Here is a 13270-nt window from a genome sequence, read left to right as displayed (position 1 = left end):
TCGTGTCCATGACAACGGAGCCCTCCGTGACCAGGGGGGGTCTGAAGAATTCCGCAGCGCGATTTCCGGTTCGATGCAGCAATCCGGAGCTGTTCCGGGCGCCACGAGTGATCAGGGCGCATTCCCGAGTGATCAGGCGGAGGTCTATGCACAGGGATATCTGGCCGGGCTTCGTGATGCCGGGCTGAATGATGCCGGGCCTCACGTCGCGGATCCGACCATGATGACGGGCGGGGGCGGTCGCGTTGGTGACCTCGACCCTGATGCGATGGGTTTCGATGCAGATCGGTATGCCATGCGCTCGCCTGAGGTCGACGCGCTTTCCGGTATGCAGGGCATGGGCCCGGGTGTTTCGGACGAACTGGCCGGCGCGATTCTCTTTCTCGAGCGCATGATGCAACTGGTCACCATGCTGGAGCGGTTGAGCAACCAGCCCCCCGGCGGCTCACAGTCCGGGGGCATGCAGTTCCCGGACATGATGACGCCGGGCGGTCCGGGTTTCGACCCGCGCGGAAACCCCGAAATGTCGATCAGGCCGGGTGGTGATCACGCCGGGAACGTCGCGGACAGCATTCCTCTCGATGAGCGCGCATCGGTTTCCGGTGGCCAGGATGTGAACCTCACCCCCTATCAGCGTGACGTGAACGAGGCCACCCGCACCGGTGAGGGTTCCATCCCGCTCATCACCGAAACGCCGCCTTCGGAAGAGGGGTATATGGCCGGGCCGTTCTCCTACGATGACCTGAACGAAATCCTCGACTACGCAATGCAGGATCCGACCGCCATGCGCGAGGCGACATTCGCCGAACTGTCAGCCCGCGCGTCGGATCGCGGTGCGCCGGACAACATCGTGACGGCATACGAGGAATTGTTCGATCTCCTTGATGCAGGGGATGAGGAAGGATTCAGGAACGCCTTCCTGAACCTGGGGCATACGGATCTGGGTGAATTCCCCGTCTGGGGTGCAGTCGATGTCGCCGACTCCGTGCGGCGTGAAGAGGAGGGCGGCGCGCCGTCCAATCCCGCTCTTGATGACCTCGACGGCAACATCGCCGATGGGCTTCCGATCGACATGAATGCATCGGAGGACCTCGCAACGCAGGAACTCGCAACGGAGGATATGCTCGAAGAGGAAGTCGGCTGATACGGGCAGGCGATGCCATGTCGACCCAGGAGACGGCCTCCCCCGTGTGGGGAGGTCGTTTTATTTTAATTTTCGCAAAATATATAATTTTTAGTTATCTAAAATATATTGAAATTATTCAGAAAATTTACCACAGTGCTTTCATTATTTCATTGGTTTCAGGAGACAGATATGAATCTCAATATGCCGAACGTGCTTTCCACTGTAGGCCAGATCGCTAATGAACCGATTCTGGAGAAGGGGGCTCAGGCGTTTTCTCTCGCGACGCAACGCTTCGACTCCTCTAATCCTCTGGGGTCCATGCTTCCGACTGCTTCGGGGGTTTTTAACGTTTTCAACGAGGGAGAGTTGTCGAGGCAGGTTGATGAGCTTATGGTTCGTCTCACGAGCGGTCAGATGAAGCCGGAAGATCTTTTTGGCGCATTCGAAGCGGCCGGGTTTGCTCCGACCGATTTCCGGCTCGCTGCAATCGTTGAGTTCCTCCCGCAGGTCCTCGACGATCGAGGGAACGAAGATTTAGTCACGAGCCTGATCTCCATGTTTCTGCAACAGAATCAGGGGGCCCTCGGTGAGGTTCTGTCCTTGTTGAACGGGCGGGAACAGGCAAATGAGATCCTTAATCGGGACATGTCGCAGCGGCAACATCACCCGCTTGTTCCCGGTTCGGGGCCATCGATCGATCAGTTGCCCAATATGAATAATGCAAGCGGAATTCCGAACCTCATCGGCTGACCCTCGCCCTTCCTATCGCCATGACAGGCCGCCCGGTGGAGTTTCTCCGCCGGGCGTTTTTCGTTTTACGGAAAAGCCCCTCTTGTGCGCCACGGCGTGACCGGACTTGAACTTTGCCGTATCAGATTGCATGACGATAGTGTCGGGCGCGCGGCGGGGTGGTCGCCGCACAGGGTTTACGCGGCGTTAATGTTTCCGTTCGAATGTCGCGCATGGCAGGATCGGGTGCGCGGAGTCTGCGGATGCGCAGAACCGGTGGCGGGAGGCGAGTAGAAATCGTGGGATCGGGGCGGATCAGAGCGTTTCTCGGCCGTGTCGGCGCGCGTCGTGTCATGGCTCTGGCCCTGTCCCTCGTGCTCGTGATCGCATTGACCCGGGGCACGCAGGATGCGGTGGCCAATGGCGATACCCGCACGCTCGAGATCATCCAGATGCATACCGGCGAGCGCGTCAGCGTCACCTTCCGGCGGCACGGGCGCTATGATCGCAGCGGTCTGCGCCAGCTCGACTGGGTGATGCGCGACTGGCGCCGCGACGAGGCGAAGGAAATGGATCCGCGCCTCTATGATCTGCTCTGGGAAGTGCATCGCTCGACCGGCTCGCGTCAGCCGGTCCATGTCGTCTCCGCCTATCGCGCACCCCAGACCAACGAGGCGCTGCGCCGCCGCTCCGGCAATGTCGCGCAGCAAAGCCAGCATACCGTCGGCAAGGCCGTCGATTTCTACCTGCCGGACGTCCCGGCGGAGCGCATCCGCACGATCGGCCTGCGCATGCAGCGTGGCGGTGTCGGCTATTACCCGCGCGCCAACACGCCCTTCGTGCATCTCGATACCGGTGGCGTGCGCCACTGGCCGCGCATGAATCGCCGGCAACTGGTCGGCCTGTTCCCCGATCAGCGCACTGTCCATATTCCCTCCGACGGCAAGCCGCTCGCCGGGTTCGACCAGGCGCGCCGCGAGATCCTCGCCGCCGGTGGCACCGTGATGGGTGAGACTGGGCGTCAGGTGGCCGAGGCGCCGACACGCCGCCGCAGCCTCTGGCGCGCCCTGTTCGGCATCCCCGAAGAGAGCGAGCAGGATATCGCCGAGGCGGATTCACTGCCTGCCCGCGCGTCGGCATCATCCGCGCCCGCGCCCGCGAGCGTCGCCGAGGCGCCACAACGGGTCACGCCTTCTCTGCCCGAAGCACCGCCGGCGCCGCCACCTGCACCGCGTCCGGCACAGACCGGCCCCTCGCCGGATGATGCGGCGCCGTCGCGCGATCTCGCCATGGCGCAAGCCCCGCCGCTGCCGGCTCCGCGTCCCGCCGAACTCGGCCCGGCCATGGCCTGGCAGCAGGGTCCGGAAGCACTCGTCTCCGCCGATGAGGCTGAGGGTCGCGTGGTTGAAACCGGGATCGCCGACGCGTCGCAAGCTGGCGATTCGGGTGGGATGCCCGCCTCCCTCGCCAGCCTTGATGCGCTGCCGATGCCGCCGCGCCGCCCGACCTCGTTCGAATCCATCGGCACGCTGGTCACCGCCTTCGCCGATCCGGCGACCGAGGCGGCTTCGGACGATCCGTTGACGCAACTCGGCCTGCGTGGCGAGATCCGCGACGACACCCCCGCGCAGCAAACGGCAACGCAGCAAAAAGCTGCGGAGCAACCCGCCGAAGCCTCCGATGGGCGCATTGCCGTTGCCGCGCTCGAAGCGCCGCCGCCTGTGGCGCGAGAAGCGATTACCGCGACGGCCTCGACCGGCAGACCCGGTGCGCCGTCATCGCGCGATCCTGTCACCACCGCCCGCGATCCGCGTGCCAGCTGGCGGGTGCTCTTCACCGGGCAGCCCCATGCGGATGAGGCTGTGCGCCGTTCCGCCGCGAGCAACGGCGCCTTGCGTTTTGCGCAGGCGAAGCCTCAGGGCCGCGAGGCGCCGACCGGCTTCGTCGGCGTGCGCGAGGCGGGTCTCGCGCTCGGCTTTGCGAAGGAGAGCGTGCCCGGGCCGACAATCGGCGCGTTTTCCGGCCCCGCCGTGGCGCCACTGCCGGTCCGGCAGTAAGCCGATTCAGCCCTCCAGCAGGGACTTGATCTCCGCGCGCAATTGCGGGCCGAGCGTCTCGTCCTCCAGCCCGTAGGCCAGGTTCGCCACGAGGTAGCCGAGCTTCGAGCCGGTATCGAAGGTGCGCCCGTCATAGCGCATGGCGAAGAAATCCTGGCTTTCCGCGAGCCGTTTCATCGCATCGGTAAGCTGGATCTCGTTGCCCGCTCCCGGCCCCTGATCGGCCAGCAGATCAAAGATCTCCGGCTGCAGGATGTAGCGCCCCGAGATGATCAGGTTCGATGGCGCCTCGCCCTGCGGCGGCTTCTCGACCATGCCGGTGATGCGATAGGTGCGTCCGGCCTCGTCGTCGCGGAAGGCCTCGTCCACGGCGACGATGCCGTATTTGTGGGTCTCGTCCTCGGGCACTTCCTCGACCGCGATGATGTTGCCGCCATGGCGACCGTAAGCTGCGAGCATCTGGGTCATGCAGCCGCGCGAGAGCATGTCGGGCAGGATCACCGCGAAAGGCTCGTTGCCGACGATGTCACGCGCGCACCAGACCGCATGACCAAGGCCGAGCGGCGCCTGCTGGCGGGTGAAGCTCGTCGCGCCGGCTGCCGGCAGATCCGCCATCAGCGCGTCGTATTCCGCGGTCTTGCCGCGCTCGCGAAGCGTTGCCTCGAGCTCGTAGGCCATGTCGAAATGGTCCTCGATCGGACCCTTGTTGCGCCCGGTGACGAAGACGAAATGCTCGATTCCCGCAGCACGCGCCTCATCGACGACATGCTGCACCACCGGGCGATCGACCACGGTGAGCATTTCCTTGGGAACCGCCTTGGTGGCGGGCAGGAAACGGGTGCCGAGGCCCGCGACGGGAATGATGGCCTTGCGAACAGGCTGCATGTGAGTTCCACCCCTTTCTTGCACTGACGTTCCGGCTTGATCCTGCCGTTAAGGAACGCGTGATCTTTCATCTCTAGATTGTCCGACCAGAGCTGCCCCATGTTCGTGACGAAGCCATGATATGGCGGCGCTTGTCGGATAGAAACCCGTGAAACGGCGGAGAGTTGCAATGACAGTGCTGGTGACCGGCGGTGCGGGCTATATCGGCAGCCATATGGTGCTCGCACTGCGCGATTCGGGGGAGCGCGTCGTCGTTCTCGACGATCTCTCGACCGGCCACCGCGATGCCGTGCCCGAGGGCGTGCCGCTGATCATCGGGGATGTCAGCGATCAGGCACTGGTGCGCGATATCGTCGCGCAGCACGGCGTGAGCGCGCTGGCGCATTTCGCGGCGCGTATCGTGGTGCCCGATTCGGTGGCCGATCCGCTCGGCTATTACGAGGCGAACACCGTCAAGACCCGCGCCCTCATCGCCGCCGTGCAGGATGCCGGGGTCGGGCAGGTGATCTTCTCCTCGACCGCCGCAATCTATGGCGAGCCGGAGGAATCGCCGGTGAGCGAGGAGGTGCCGCCGGCGCCGATCAACCCCTATGGTCGTTCCAAGCTGATGAGCGAGTGGATGCTCGCCGATGCGGCGCATGTCCTGCCGCTGCGCTATGTCGTCCTGCGCTATTTCAACGTGGCCGGGGCCGATCCGCAGGGGCGATCGGGGCAGTCCACACCCAACGCCACGCATCTGATCAAGGTCGCCTGCGAAGCCGCGCTCGGCAAGCGCCCGGGCCTGTCGATCTTCGGCACCGATTATCCGACCCCGGACGGGACCTGCCTGCGCGACTATATCCACGTCACCGATCTCGCCGATGCGCATCTGCGCGCGCTCGCCCATCTGCGCGGTGGCGGCGACAATCTCGTGCTGAATTGCGGCTACGGCCATGGCTTCTCGGTGCGCGAGGTGATCGCCATGGTGAAGCGGGTCTCAGGAAGCGACTTCCCCGTCACCGAGGCGCCGCGCCGCGCCGGCGACCCGGCGGCTCTGGTCTCGCGCGCCGACAAGCTCCCCGGCCTGCTCGGCTGGAAACCGCGTCACGATGATCTCGAGACCATCGTGCGCCATGCGCTGGAATGGGAGCGGCGGCGGGCGTGAACGCGCGGGCGAAATCCGCTTCGCACAGTGGCGGAGCGACTCGACGACGTTCGTGTTCTGGTCCATGTTCGGCGCATGAGTCGGCCCGATGATCACGAGAGAGTGCCGCCCGCTCGAGGCGGTTCCATTTCCGCGCGCGCCCGCGCTGCGGCTTCCCCGCCTGCCATCTATCTGGAAGGTCTGAACGACGAGCAGCGTCGCGCCGTCGAGGCGACGGAGGGGCCGGTTCTGGTGCTGGCCGGCGCAGGGACGGGGAAGACGCGGGTGCTCACCACGCGGATCGCGCATCTGATCGCCACGGGCAAGGCGCGCCCCTTCGAGATCCTCTCGGTCACCTTCACGAACAAAGCCGCGCGGGAGATGAAAGAGCGCATCGCCGCGCTGATCGGCGAGGTCGGCGAGGGCATGCCCTGGCTCGGCACCTTCCACTCGATCAGCGCCAAGATCCTGCGCCGGCATGCCGAGCTCGTCGATCTGCGCTCCGATTTCACCATCCTCGCCACCGACGACCAGCTGCGCCTGCTCAAGCAGATTCTCCAGGCCGAGGGGATCGACGAGAAACGCTGGCCGCCGCGCCAGCTCGCCGGGCTGATCGATTCGTGGAAGAATCGCGGGCTCGGGCCCGACAAGGTGCCGCCCGGCGAGGCCGGCGCCTTCGCGCATGGGCGCGGGGGCGAGCTCTATGCGCTCTACCAGCAGCGCCTGAAGACGCTCAACGCCGCCGATTTCGGCGATCTCCTGCTCGAATGCCTGCGGCTGTGGCGCGAGAATCCGGATATTCTGGAGCTCTACCAGAACCGCTTCCGCTACATGCTGGTGGACGAGTATCAGGATACCAATGTCGCGCAGTATCTCTGGCTGCGGCTGATCGCGCAAAAGCGCAAGAACCTGGCCTGTGTCGGCGATGACGACCAGTCGATCTATGGCTGGCGCGGGGCCGAGGTCGACAACATCCTGCGCTTCGAGCACGATTTTCCCGGCGCCACCGTGGTGCGGCTGGAGCGCAATTACCGCTCCACCGGGCATATCCTCTCCGCCGCCTCGCATCTCATCGCCTTCAATGAAGGCCGTCTCGGCAAGACGCTCCATACAGAGGACGAGCCCGGCGAGAAGGTCACTGTCACCGGCGCCTGGGATTCGGGCGAGGAGGCGCGCGCCATCGGCGAGGAGATCGAGGCGCTGCAGGCCAACCGTCACGCGCTGTCGCAGATCGCCGTGCTGGTGCGTGTCTCGGCGCAGATGCGCGAGATCGAGGATCGCTTCGTCCAGCTCGGGCTGCCCTATCGCGTCATCGGCGGCCCGCGCTTCTTCGAGCGCGCCGAGATCCGCGATGCGCTGGCTTATCTGCGCTGCGTGAATTCGCCGAGCGACGATCTTGCTTTCGAGCGCATCGTCAACACGCCCAAGCGCGGGCTGGGCGATGCGACCTTGCAGATCCTGCACAACCACGCCCGTGCGGCTCAGGTGCCGCTGATGCAGGCCACGCGCTTTCTCGTGGAGACGGACGAGCTCAAGGCGAAGCCGCGCAACACCCTGCGCAATCTGATGGCGGCTTTCGAGCGCTGGAGCGCGATGCGGGAGACCATGCCGCATCACGAGCTCGCCGAGGTGGTTCTGGAGGAATCCGGCTATACCGACATGTGGCAGAAGGACAAATCCGCCGATGCCCATGGCAGGCTGGAGAACCTGAAGGAATTCGTCCGCTCGATGGAGGAATTCCCCGATCTGCTTTCCTTCCTCGAACATGTCTCGCTGGTGATGGAGCGCAACGAGGCCGATAACGAGGACCGCGTCAGCCTGATGACGCTGCACGCGGCCAAGGGGCTCGAATTCGACACCGTCTTCCTCCCCGGCTGGGAGGAGGGGCTGTTTCCCAACCAGCGCGCCCTCGATGAAAGCGGCCTGTCGGGCCTCGAGGAAGAGCGCCGCCTCGCCCATGTCGGCCTCACCCGCGCGCGCCGCCGGGCCAAGATCTTCTTCGCCTCGAACCGGCGCATCCACGGCATGTGGAACGCCACGGTGCCGAGCCGCTTCGTCGACGAGCTGCCGGAAGAATCCGTCGAGGTGACGGAGGCGCAGGCGCAGTTCGGTGGGGGATTTGGTGGTGGTTTCGGTGGACGCCCGGGCGGCTCGCGCTTCGACCAGATCGAAAGCTTCGGCTCCAGCTACGAAACCCCCGGCTGGCAGCGCGCCCAAAGCCGCAAGGCCGCCGGCGGCTTCAGCGATGCGGGCGGCGGCGGCTGGCGCGGCGGCGGCGGACGATCCGGCCCGACGGTGATCGAGGGCGAACTCGTCGCGCGTTCAACGGGCACGGAATCGACTTTCGAGCCCGGCGCGCGGGTGCTGCATATGAAATTCGGGCCGGGTACCGTCGCGGCGGTGGACGGCAACAAGCTCACGGTGGAATTCGACAAGGCGGGGCGGAAGATGGTGCTGGATAGTTTTGTGGAGCGGACGTGAGGGGGGGCAAAGAATGTAGTCGACTTCATTTCAGCAAGTCGCTTCGACGGCGTCGGTACCCAAAAACTTCCCAACCATTCAATTCAAATACTGTAATGGTCAGGATCTCTTTTCGGCCATGTCAACCGAAAAGCGCTTTCTCTGTTCAGGTGTATTTCGAATTTTATAGCGTTCTAAATGCAATCAACTAATGTAATGCAAAATAATTATGTATATACAAGCAATTACTAAGGCCAAGAGGAAACCGAATTCAAAGTATCAACAATGTCTTCAAAGTGATCAGCTGAGTCATGCGCTTTTTTTAGATGAGCGCCGCGTACACCATCGCCAGAATTACAGTAAAAAATGGGCTTCTTGGCATCCATTGAGTACGGAACAAGGCTGTGAAGATTCGGAATCATGCCTAGCTTATAGTCATCATCAGTCCAAAATTGGACTTGATTCAGCGGGGTGAGCTTGTTGATGATGTTTTCTTGAATCGCAGGCTCGAGTTCGTTCCCATAAATTTGCCAGCCTTCCGTCATTCCAGCTGCATTTGTACGGATATTATGTTGTTGAACAACATAGCCAAGGTAGGTTGGTTTCCCCTTCGGAATCGACAGGGTGGGATCCTGCCATGCAGCGTTAGTTTGATCCCACTCATTTCGCCATGCGACGAGCTTGTTGCCGAGGTTTTCGGTTCCTTTGATGGAAAATAGGTCGGGAGCCAACGGCGTAATGAAATAATCCGCTGAGGCAAGGACGGCTCGGTTCAGTGCGCCTAGATTGGGGCCAAGATCCAACAACACCAAGTCTGCGCCTACTTTCTCGCTCGCCCATCTAATGTAGCGATGGATTGCAGATTGAGCTCGCACCGCCGGCTCATTACCGCCTCGTGCGGCACTCCAAGTGTCTCCCAATGTATCTTCGAAATCGCTCAGGCGAAGGTCTCCGGGCACGAGGTATAGCTTGCCCTTAGCATGTGGAACAGGACTAGGTTGCCTCTGGCGAATGTCGCCGATGCCTCGTGCAACACGCTCAAGTGCTCGGTAGATGCTGTTGCCGTCCGGGCCCCAGGAGTGTCGAATTGCAGTGTCGCCGAAGCAATACGCAGTAAGATTGCACTGACTGTCGCAATCAACCATCAGCACGGTGAGCCCACGCGCGGCGAGAAGATGCCCAACGTGATACATGTATGTCGTTTTTCCGACGCCGCCTTTGTTATTGAAAATCGCAATGCTTTTGGTCATTCGAGACTCCTATCAATCAGCATATGGGCGTACGCAATCTAGGGTACGTTTCCTGCAGATGTAAAATTAGTTTTCCGGAACTGCAGAAAAAATGTAGGGATGTCCACAAGTCTCGGCATGGACAGCCGTTTAGTCGTGGGCGTTAGCAGCGCAAGATAGGCTTTCGATCCAGCCGTTCTCGTTGACGTGCTTCGAATGGTGATACGTCGCATGCTGAGATCGCGCAGCCCGACCGCTTCCCATCCCAAGTCATGCCCCAACGCGCAGGGTAGCGTCCAAGGAGCTGGTGTAATTTCAGTGCCGTCAACGGTGTGATCCTGGGTGGCCATCGAGGTGTATGGTCGAGGTGGAGTTTGCTGACTTCAACCCCGGACCACATGGAGACCCCGATGACCAAGACGAACATGGACCTGTCCGAACTTCTGGCCAAGCACGATCAGGGAGACTTTCTGCGCAGCGTTGCCGAGGCCGTCCTGCAGCTGATCATGGAGGCGGATGTCGAAGGCCTGATCGGCGCTGGCAAGCACGAGCGCAGCGGCGAACGCACAACGTGGCGTAACGGGTATCGAGAGCGCGCTCTCGATACCCGTCTGGGCACGCTGAACCTGCGGGTTCCCAAGCTGCGTCAAGGCAGTTACTTCCCGGGCTTTCTCGAAGCGCGCAAGACCTCGGAACAGGCGCTGGTGGCCGTCATCCAGGAGGCGTGGATCAGTGGTGTCTCGACCCGTCGCGTCGATGAGCTGGTGCAGGCCATGGGGCTGAGCGGCATTTCGAAGAGCACGGTGTCGAAGCTGTGCAAGGACATCGACGAACGTGTCGGCGAGTTCCTGAACCGCCCGCTCACCGGCGAATGGCCCTATCTCTGGCTCGACGCCACCTATCTGAAGGTGCGCCAGGGCGGACGGATCGTACCAGTCGCCGCAATAATCGCCGTGGCCGCCAACACCGAGGGACGCCGTGAGATCATCGGCCTCGGTATCGGCCCGTCCGAGGCCGAGACATTCTGGACCGAGTTCCTTCGATCCCTGCGCGTTCGCGGCCTGGGGGGCGTCAGACTGGTCATCAGCGACGCGCATACAGGCCTCAAAGCCGCCATCGCCCGGGTCTTCGAAGCAACCTGGCAACGCTGTCGCGTCCACTGGATGCGCAACGCCCTGGCCCATGTCTCGCGTGGTCAGCATACTGTCGTCGCCGCTGCCATCCGACAGGCCTTCGATCAACCCGACCGCACCCATGCCGGCGAAACCTGGCGCAAGGTCGCAGAGCAACTGCGCCCGCGCTGGCCAAAACTGGCCGATCTCATGGATGCCAGCGAGCACGACGTGCTGGCCTACATGTCATTCCCGCGCCAGCATCGCACCAAACTGCACAGCACGAACCCAATTGAACGTCTGAACAAGGAGGTCAAGCGACGCGCCGACGTCGTCGGGATCTTCCCCAATGAAGCATCCATCATGCGTTTGATCGGCGCCGTGCTCTTCGAGCAGAATGACGAATGGCAGACATCAAGCCGCTACATGATGGTCGAGGCATTCGCACAGATCGACAAGGAGGAGATCGATCCCATCCTCAGCATAACCACAAAAGCCGCCTGATCATGACCTCAGGCCATCCAGAAAATTACACCAGCTTGACGGACGCGACCCAACGCGCAGCTCGCCGGACGCCAGCTCTCAGAAATTCGGGTGAGAAATACCAACCCCCACAAAGACGCATACCTGTTAACCGCCTTATCCCCCAAAAACTCCCCCGCCCTGCGCGCCCCTGACGCCGCCGGGCGGGAATCCTTCGACACCGGAGTCGATCTGCGCCCCCCGCCCACCCGGCGACAAAACTAATCATTGACATCGCATAGCACTGCCTCTACTAACAGTGTCATCGATATTTGCTTGCTGAGCTTTGGTTATCGCGCGATTTCTGTCGCGCCCGGACGAACCTCCCTTTCAAAAATCGTTATCCTGAGCCGCAACGCGCTTCTGCGTGGCGGCGGTCACTCTATGCTATGAAAGGGATCGTCATGGTCACCGGCACAGTTAAATGGTTCAATTCCACCAAGGGCTTTGGTTTCATCCAGCCGGATGATGGTGGTGCTGACGCATTTGTCCATATCTCGGCCGTCGAGCGCGCTGGTATGCGCGAAATCGTCGAGGGCCAGAAGCTCAGCTACGAGCTGGAGCAGGACCGTAAGTCCGGCAAGATGTCGGCTTGCAACTTGCAGGCTGCGTGAATCGGGATCAGCTCTCCTTTGACCACGGATGTACTGGCACTGTCGAGAGTATGAGACTGAGAGAGGTCAGGCATTTGCCTGGCCTTTTTTATTGCCGCTCGTCATCAGGCGAGCCGGAGGGATGATCATGTCGCAATATAGCAAGCCCCGCGAGCAGGCGGAGAGCGCCTTCACGAAGGTGCAATCGCAGCTGATGGCGCGAAACCGCGTCATTGAAGAAATCGACACGATGGCACAGGCGCGCGAGGACAAGACTTCGCGATTGAAGAATGCCCGCCTGGCAAGGGAAGCGGATGACCGCACGCGGGCGACAGCCGCGCTCAAATCGAGGCGGGCCATCAAGGCCTGAGCCCAGCGTGACCAGAATCGAAACGGAACAGAGACTTGAAGAACAAGAAAGACAATGATTTCGCTGACCGCCGCAGCGCCGCTGCCGAAGCGAAGGCCGCTCTGCTGAAATCCTATCGTGCCGCAAAGGAAGCCGCTGAGCCGACCCGGCTCGCACGCGAGGCAGAACGCAAGGCTATCGCTGCGGCCAGGGAAGAACGGCAGGCGGAGAAAGAACGCCTGAAGCGCGATGAGCAGGCGCGGATCGAGGCTGTCGCGACGGAGCGTCAGGCCGCCGCCGATGCCGCCGCCAAGGCCGAAGCTGAAGGCCGTGAGAAGGCCGAGAAAGACCGCGTCTCGCGCGTCATCGAGGATGAGGCCGCGCGAAAGGCCGCACGCGATGAGCGCTACGCAAACCGCAAGGCGCGACAGAAATAACGGGATCGCGCTGTTTTGGGGGATCGGTCGGGCGATGACGGGCAGCCATACTGCCCGCTTCCCCCTCTATCCGCCCAGAAAATCCCCCGCTACACTCCCCCCATGATCAGAGCCCAACCCCTCGACCCCGCCAGTTTCGCGCCCTTCGGCACCGTCCTGAGCGCGCCTGACGGGCCCGGGCGGGATTATTTCGATGCGGGGCTTTCCAACCTGCGCCCCGAGGCGAAGCCGAGCCTGAGCATTGCCCGCGTGGTCGAGCCGGTGGTGCTTCCCTTCGCAGTGAAGCTGATGGAGCGGCATGAATTTTCGTCGCAGAGCTTCGTGCCGATGCAGGCGGCGCGCTGGCTCGTCGTGGTGGCGCCGCATGCGGCGAATGGCGGGCCGGATATCAAGCGGATGCAGGCTTTCATTGCCGGGCCGGATGCGGGGATCATCTTCGGCGCGGATGTCTGGCATCACCCGCTCACCGTGCTTGACGGGCCGGGCACATTTGCGCTCGGGATGTGGCGCGCCGGCGATGACGGAGACGAGGAATTCGTCGATCTGACGGAGCCGGTCATCGTCTCGGGCTGACGGGGCGGCGTGCAACACGTGCGACTTTCGGCGGGTGCGCGCGATTTGTGCAGTGCAGCAGGAGACATTTGCGAA

General features: G+C 62.5%; 12 protein-coding genes. 10 read left to right on the top strand and 2 right to left on the bottom strand.

The window, feature by feature from the left end; all coding sequences use genetic code 11:
* The first annotated feature begins 73 nt into the window (after positions 1-73).
* The 3 genes from GA0071312_RS15370 (at position 74) to GA0071312_RS15360 (ending at position 3912) form a co-directional block, all read left to right on the top strand.
* Positions 74-1144, top strand: a complete 1071-nt coding sequence (locus GA0071312_RS15370; RefSeq protein WP_074445674.1) for a hypothetical protein — start codon at positions 74-76, stop codon at positions 1142-1144.
* Between the two features lie 171 nt (positions 1145-1315).
* Positions 1316-1876, top strand: a complete 561-nt coding sequence (locus GA0071312_RS15365; protein WP_074445673.1) for a hypothetical protein — start codon at positions 1316-1318, stop codon at positions 1874-1876.
* A 242-nt stretch (positions 1877-2118) separates the two neighbouring features.
* A complete protein-coding gene (locus GA0071312_RS15360) occupies positions 2119-3912 on the top strand; it encodes a peptidoglycan L,D-endopeptidase MepK (protein WP_165604055.1) in 1794 nt (597 codons plus the stop codon).
* 6 nt (positions 3913-3918) lie between these two features.
* On the opposite strand, the gene GA0071312_RS15355 is transcribed toward GA0071312_RS15360, so the two are convergent.
* Positions 3919-4797, bottom strand: a complete 879-nt coding sequence (locus tag GA0071312_RS15355; protein ID WP_074445671.1) for a UTP--glucose-1-phosphate uridylyltransferase — start codon at positions 4795-4797, stop codon at positions 3919-3921.
* A gap of 169 nt (positions 4798-4966) precedes the next feature.
* On the opposite strand from GA0071312_RS15355, the gene galE reads away from it, so the two are divergent.
* Together galE and GA0071312_RS15345 are read left to right on the top strand one after the other, a co-directional pair.
* Positions 4967-5941: a UDP-glucose 4-epimerase GalE gene (galE, locus tag GA0071312_RS15350; protein WP_074445670.1), complete on the top strand. Its 975-nt coding sequence runs from the start codon at positions 4967-4969 to the stop codon at positions 5939-5941.
* Between the two features lie 75 nt (positions 5942-6016).
* On the top strand, positions 6017-8401 hold the full coding sequence (locus GA0071312_RS15345; protein WP_074445669.1) for an ATP-dependent helicase: 2385 nt from the start codon (positions 6017-6019) through the stop codon (positions 8399-8401).
* A 227-nt stretch (positions 8402-8628) separates the two neighbouring features.
* Here GA0071312_RS15345 and GA0071312_RS15340 read toward each other — a convergent pair whose 3' ends face one another.
* Positions 8629-9630: a ParA family protein gene (locus GA0071312_RS15340; RefSeq protein ID WP_074445668.1), complete on the bottom strand. Its 1002-nt coding sequence runs from the start codon at positions 9628-9630 to the stop codon at positions 8629-8631.
* A gap of 389 nt (positions 9631-10019) precedes the next feature.
* On the opposite strand from GA0071312_RS15340, the gene GA0071312_RS15335 reads away from it, so the two are divergent.
* The 5 genes from GA0071312_RS15335 to GA0071312_RS15315 all read left to right on the top strand — a co-directional run bounded on the left by GA0071312_RS15335 (position 10020) and on the right by GA0071312_RS15315 (position 13195).
* Entirely contained in the window at positions 10020-11225 is a 1206-nt protein-coding gene (locus GA0071312_RS15335) for an IS256 family transposase (protein ID WP_074444054.1), read from the top strand.
* Positions 11226-11647: 422 nt separating this feature from the next.
* The gene (locus tag GA0071312_RS15330) at positions 11648-11857 is read left to right on the top strand and encodes a cold-shock protein (protein WP_074446247.1); all 210 of its coding nucleotides are present in this window, start codon (positions 11648-11650) and stop codon (positions 11855-11857) included.
* 127 nt (positions 11858-11984) lie between these two features.
* Positions 11985-12206, top strand: a complete 222-nt coding sequence (locus GA0071312_RS15325; RefSeq protein WP_074446246.1) for a hypothetical protein — start codon at positions 11985-11987, stop codon at positions 12204-12206.
* A 35-nt stretch (positions 12207-12241) separates the two neighbouring features.
* Positions 12242-12622 carry a DUF6481 family protein gene (locus tag GA0071312_RS15320; protein ID WP_074445667.1) on the top strand — a complete coding sequence of 127 codons (381 nt, stop codon included), beginning with the start codon at positions 12242-12244 and terminating at the stop codon, positions 12620-12622.
* 102 nt (positions 12623-12724) lie between these two features.
* Positions 12725-13195 carry an ureidoglycolate lyase gene (locus GA0071312_RS15315; RefSeq protein WP_074445666.1) on the top strand — a complete coding sequence of 157 codons (471 nt, stop codon included), beginning with the start codon at positions 12725-12727 and terminating at the stop codon, positions 13193-13195.
* Positions 13196-13270 lie beyond the last annotated feature (75 nt).

The sequence above is a fragment of the Saliniramus fredricksonii genome, from assembly GCF_900094735.1.
Classification (GTDB): Bacteria; Pseudomonadota; Alphaproteobacteria; order Rhizobiales; family Beijerinckiaceae; genus Saliniramus; species Saliniramus fredricksonii.
Note: the sequence above shows the minus strand (reverse complement) of the source record. Positions and strands in the feature narration are given on the sequence as shown.

Bases quoted from the DNA above. Each gene is read 5' to 3' on its own strand.
- GA0071312_RS15370 (WP_074445674.1), top strand. From the start codon at position 74: ATGCAGCAATCCGGAGCTGTTCCGGGCGCCACGAGTGATCAGGGCGCA.
- GA0071312_RS15365 (WP_074445673.1), top strand. From the start codon at position 1,316: ATGAATCTCAATATGCCGAACGTGCTTTCCACTGTAGGCCAGATCGCT.
- GA0071312_RS15360 (WP_165604055.1), top strand. From the start codon at position 2,119: ATGCGCAGAACCGGTGGCGGGAGGCGAGTAGAAATCGTGGGATCGGGG.
- GA0071312_RS15355 (WP_074445671.1), bottom strand. From the start codon at position 4,797: ATGCAGCCTGTTCGCAAGGCCATCATTCCCGTCGCGGGCCTCGGCACC.
- galE (WP_074445670.1), top strand. From the start codon at position 4,967: ATGACAGTGCTGGTGACCGGCGGTGCGGGCTATATCGGCAGCCATATG.
- GA0071312_RS15345 (WP_074445669.1), top strand. From the start codon at position 6,017: ATGAGTCGGCCCGATGATCACGAGAGAGTGCCGCCCGCTCGAGGCGGT.
- GA0071312_RS15340 (WP_074445668.1), bottom strand. From the start codon at position 9,630: ATGACCAAAAGCATTGCGATTTTCAATAACAAAGGCGGCGTCGGAAAA.
- GA0071312_RS15335 (WP_074444054.1), top strand. From the start codon at position 10,020: ATGACCAAGACGAACATGGACCTGTCCGAACTTCTGGCCAAGCACGAT.
- GA0071312_RS15330 (WP_074446247.1), top strand. From the start codon at position 11,648: ATGGTCACCGGCACAGTTAAATGGTTCAATTCCACCAAGGGCTTTGGT.
- GA0071312_RS15325 (WP_074446246.1), top strand. From the start codon at position 11,985: ATGTCGCAATATAGCAAGCCCCGCGAGCAGGCGGAGAGCGCCTTCACG.
- GA0071312_RS15315 (WP_074445666.1), top strand. From the start codon at position 12,725: ATGATCAGAGCCCAACCCCTCGACCCCGCCAGTTTCGCGCCCTTCGGC.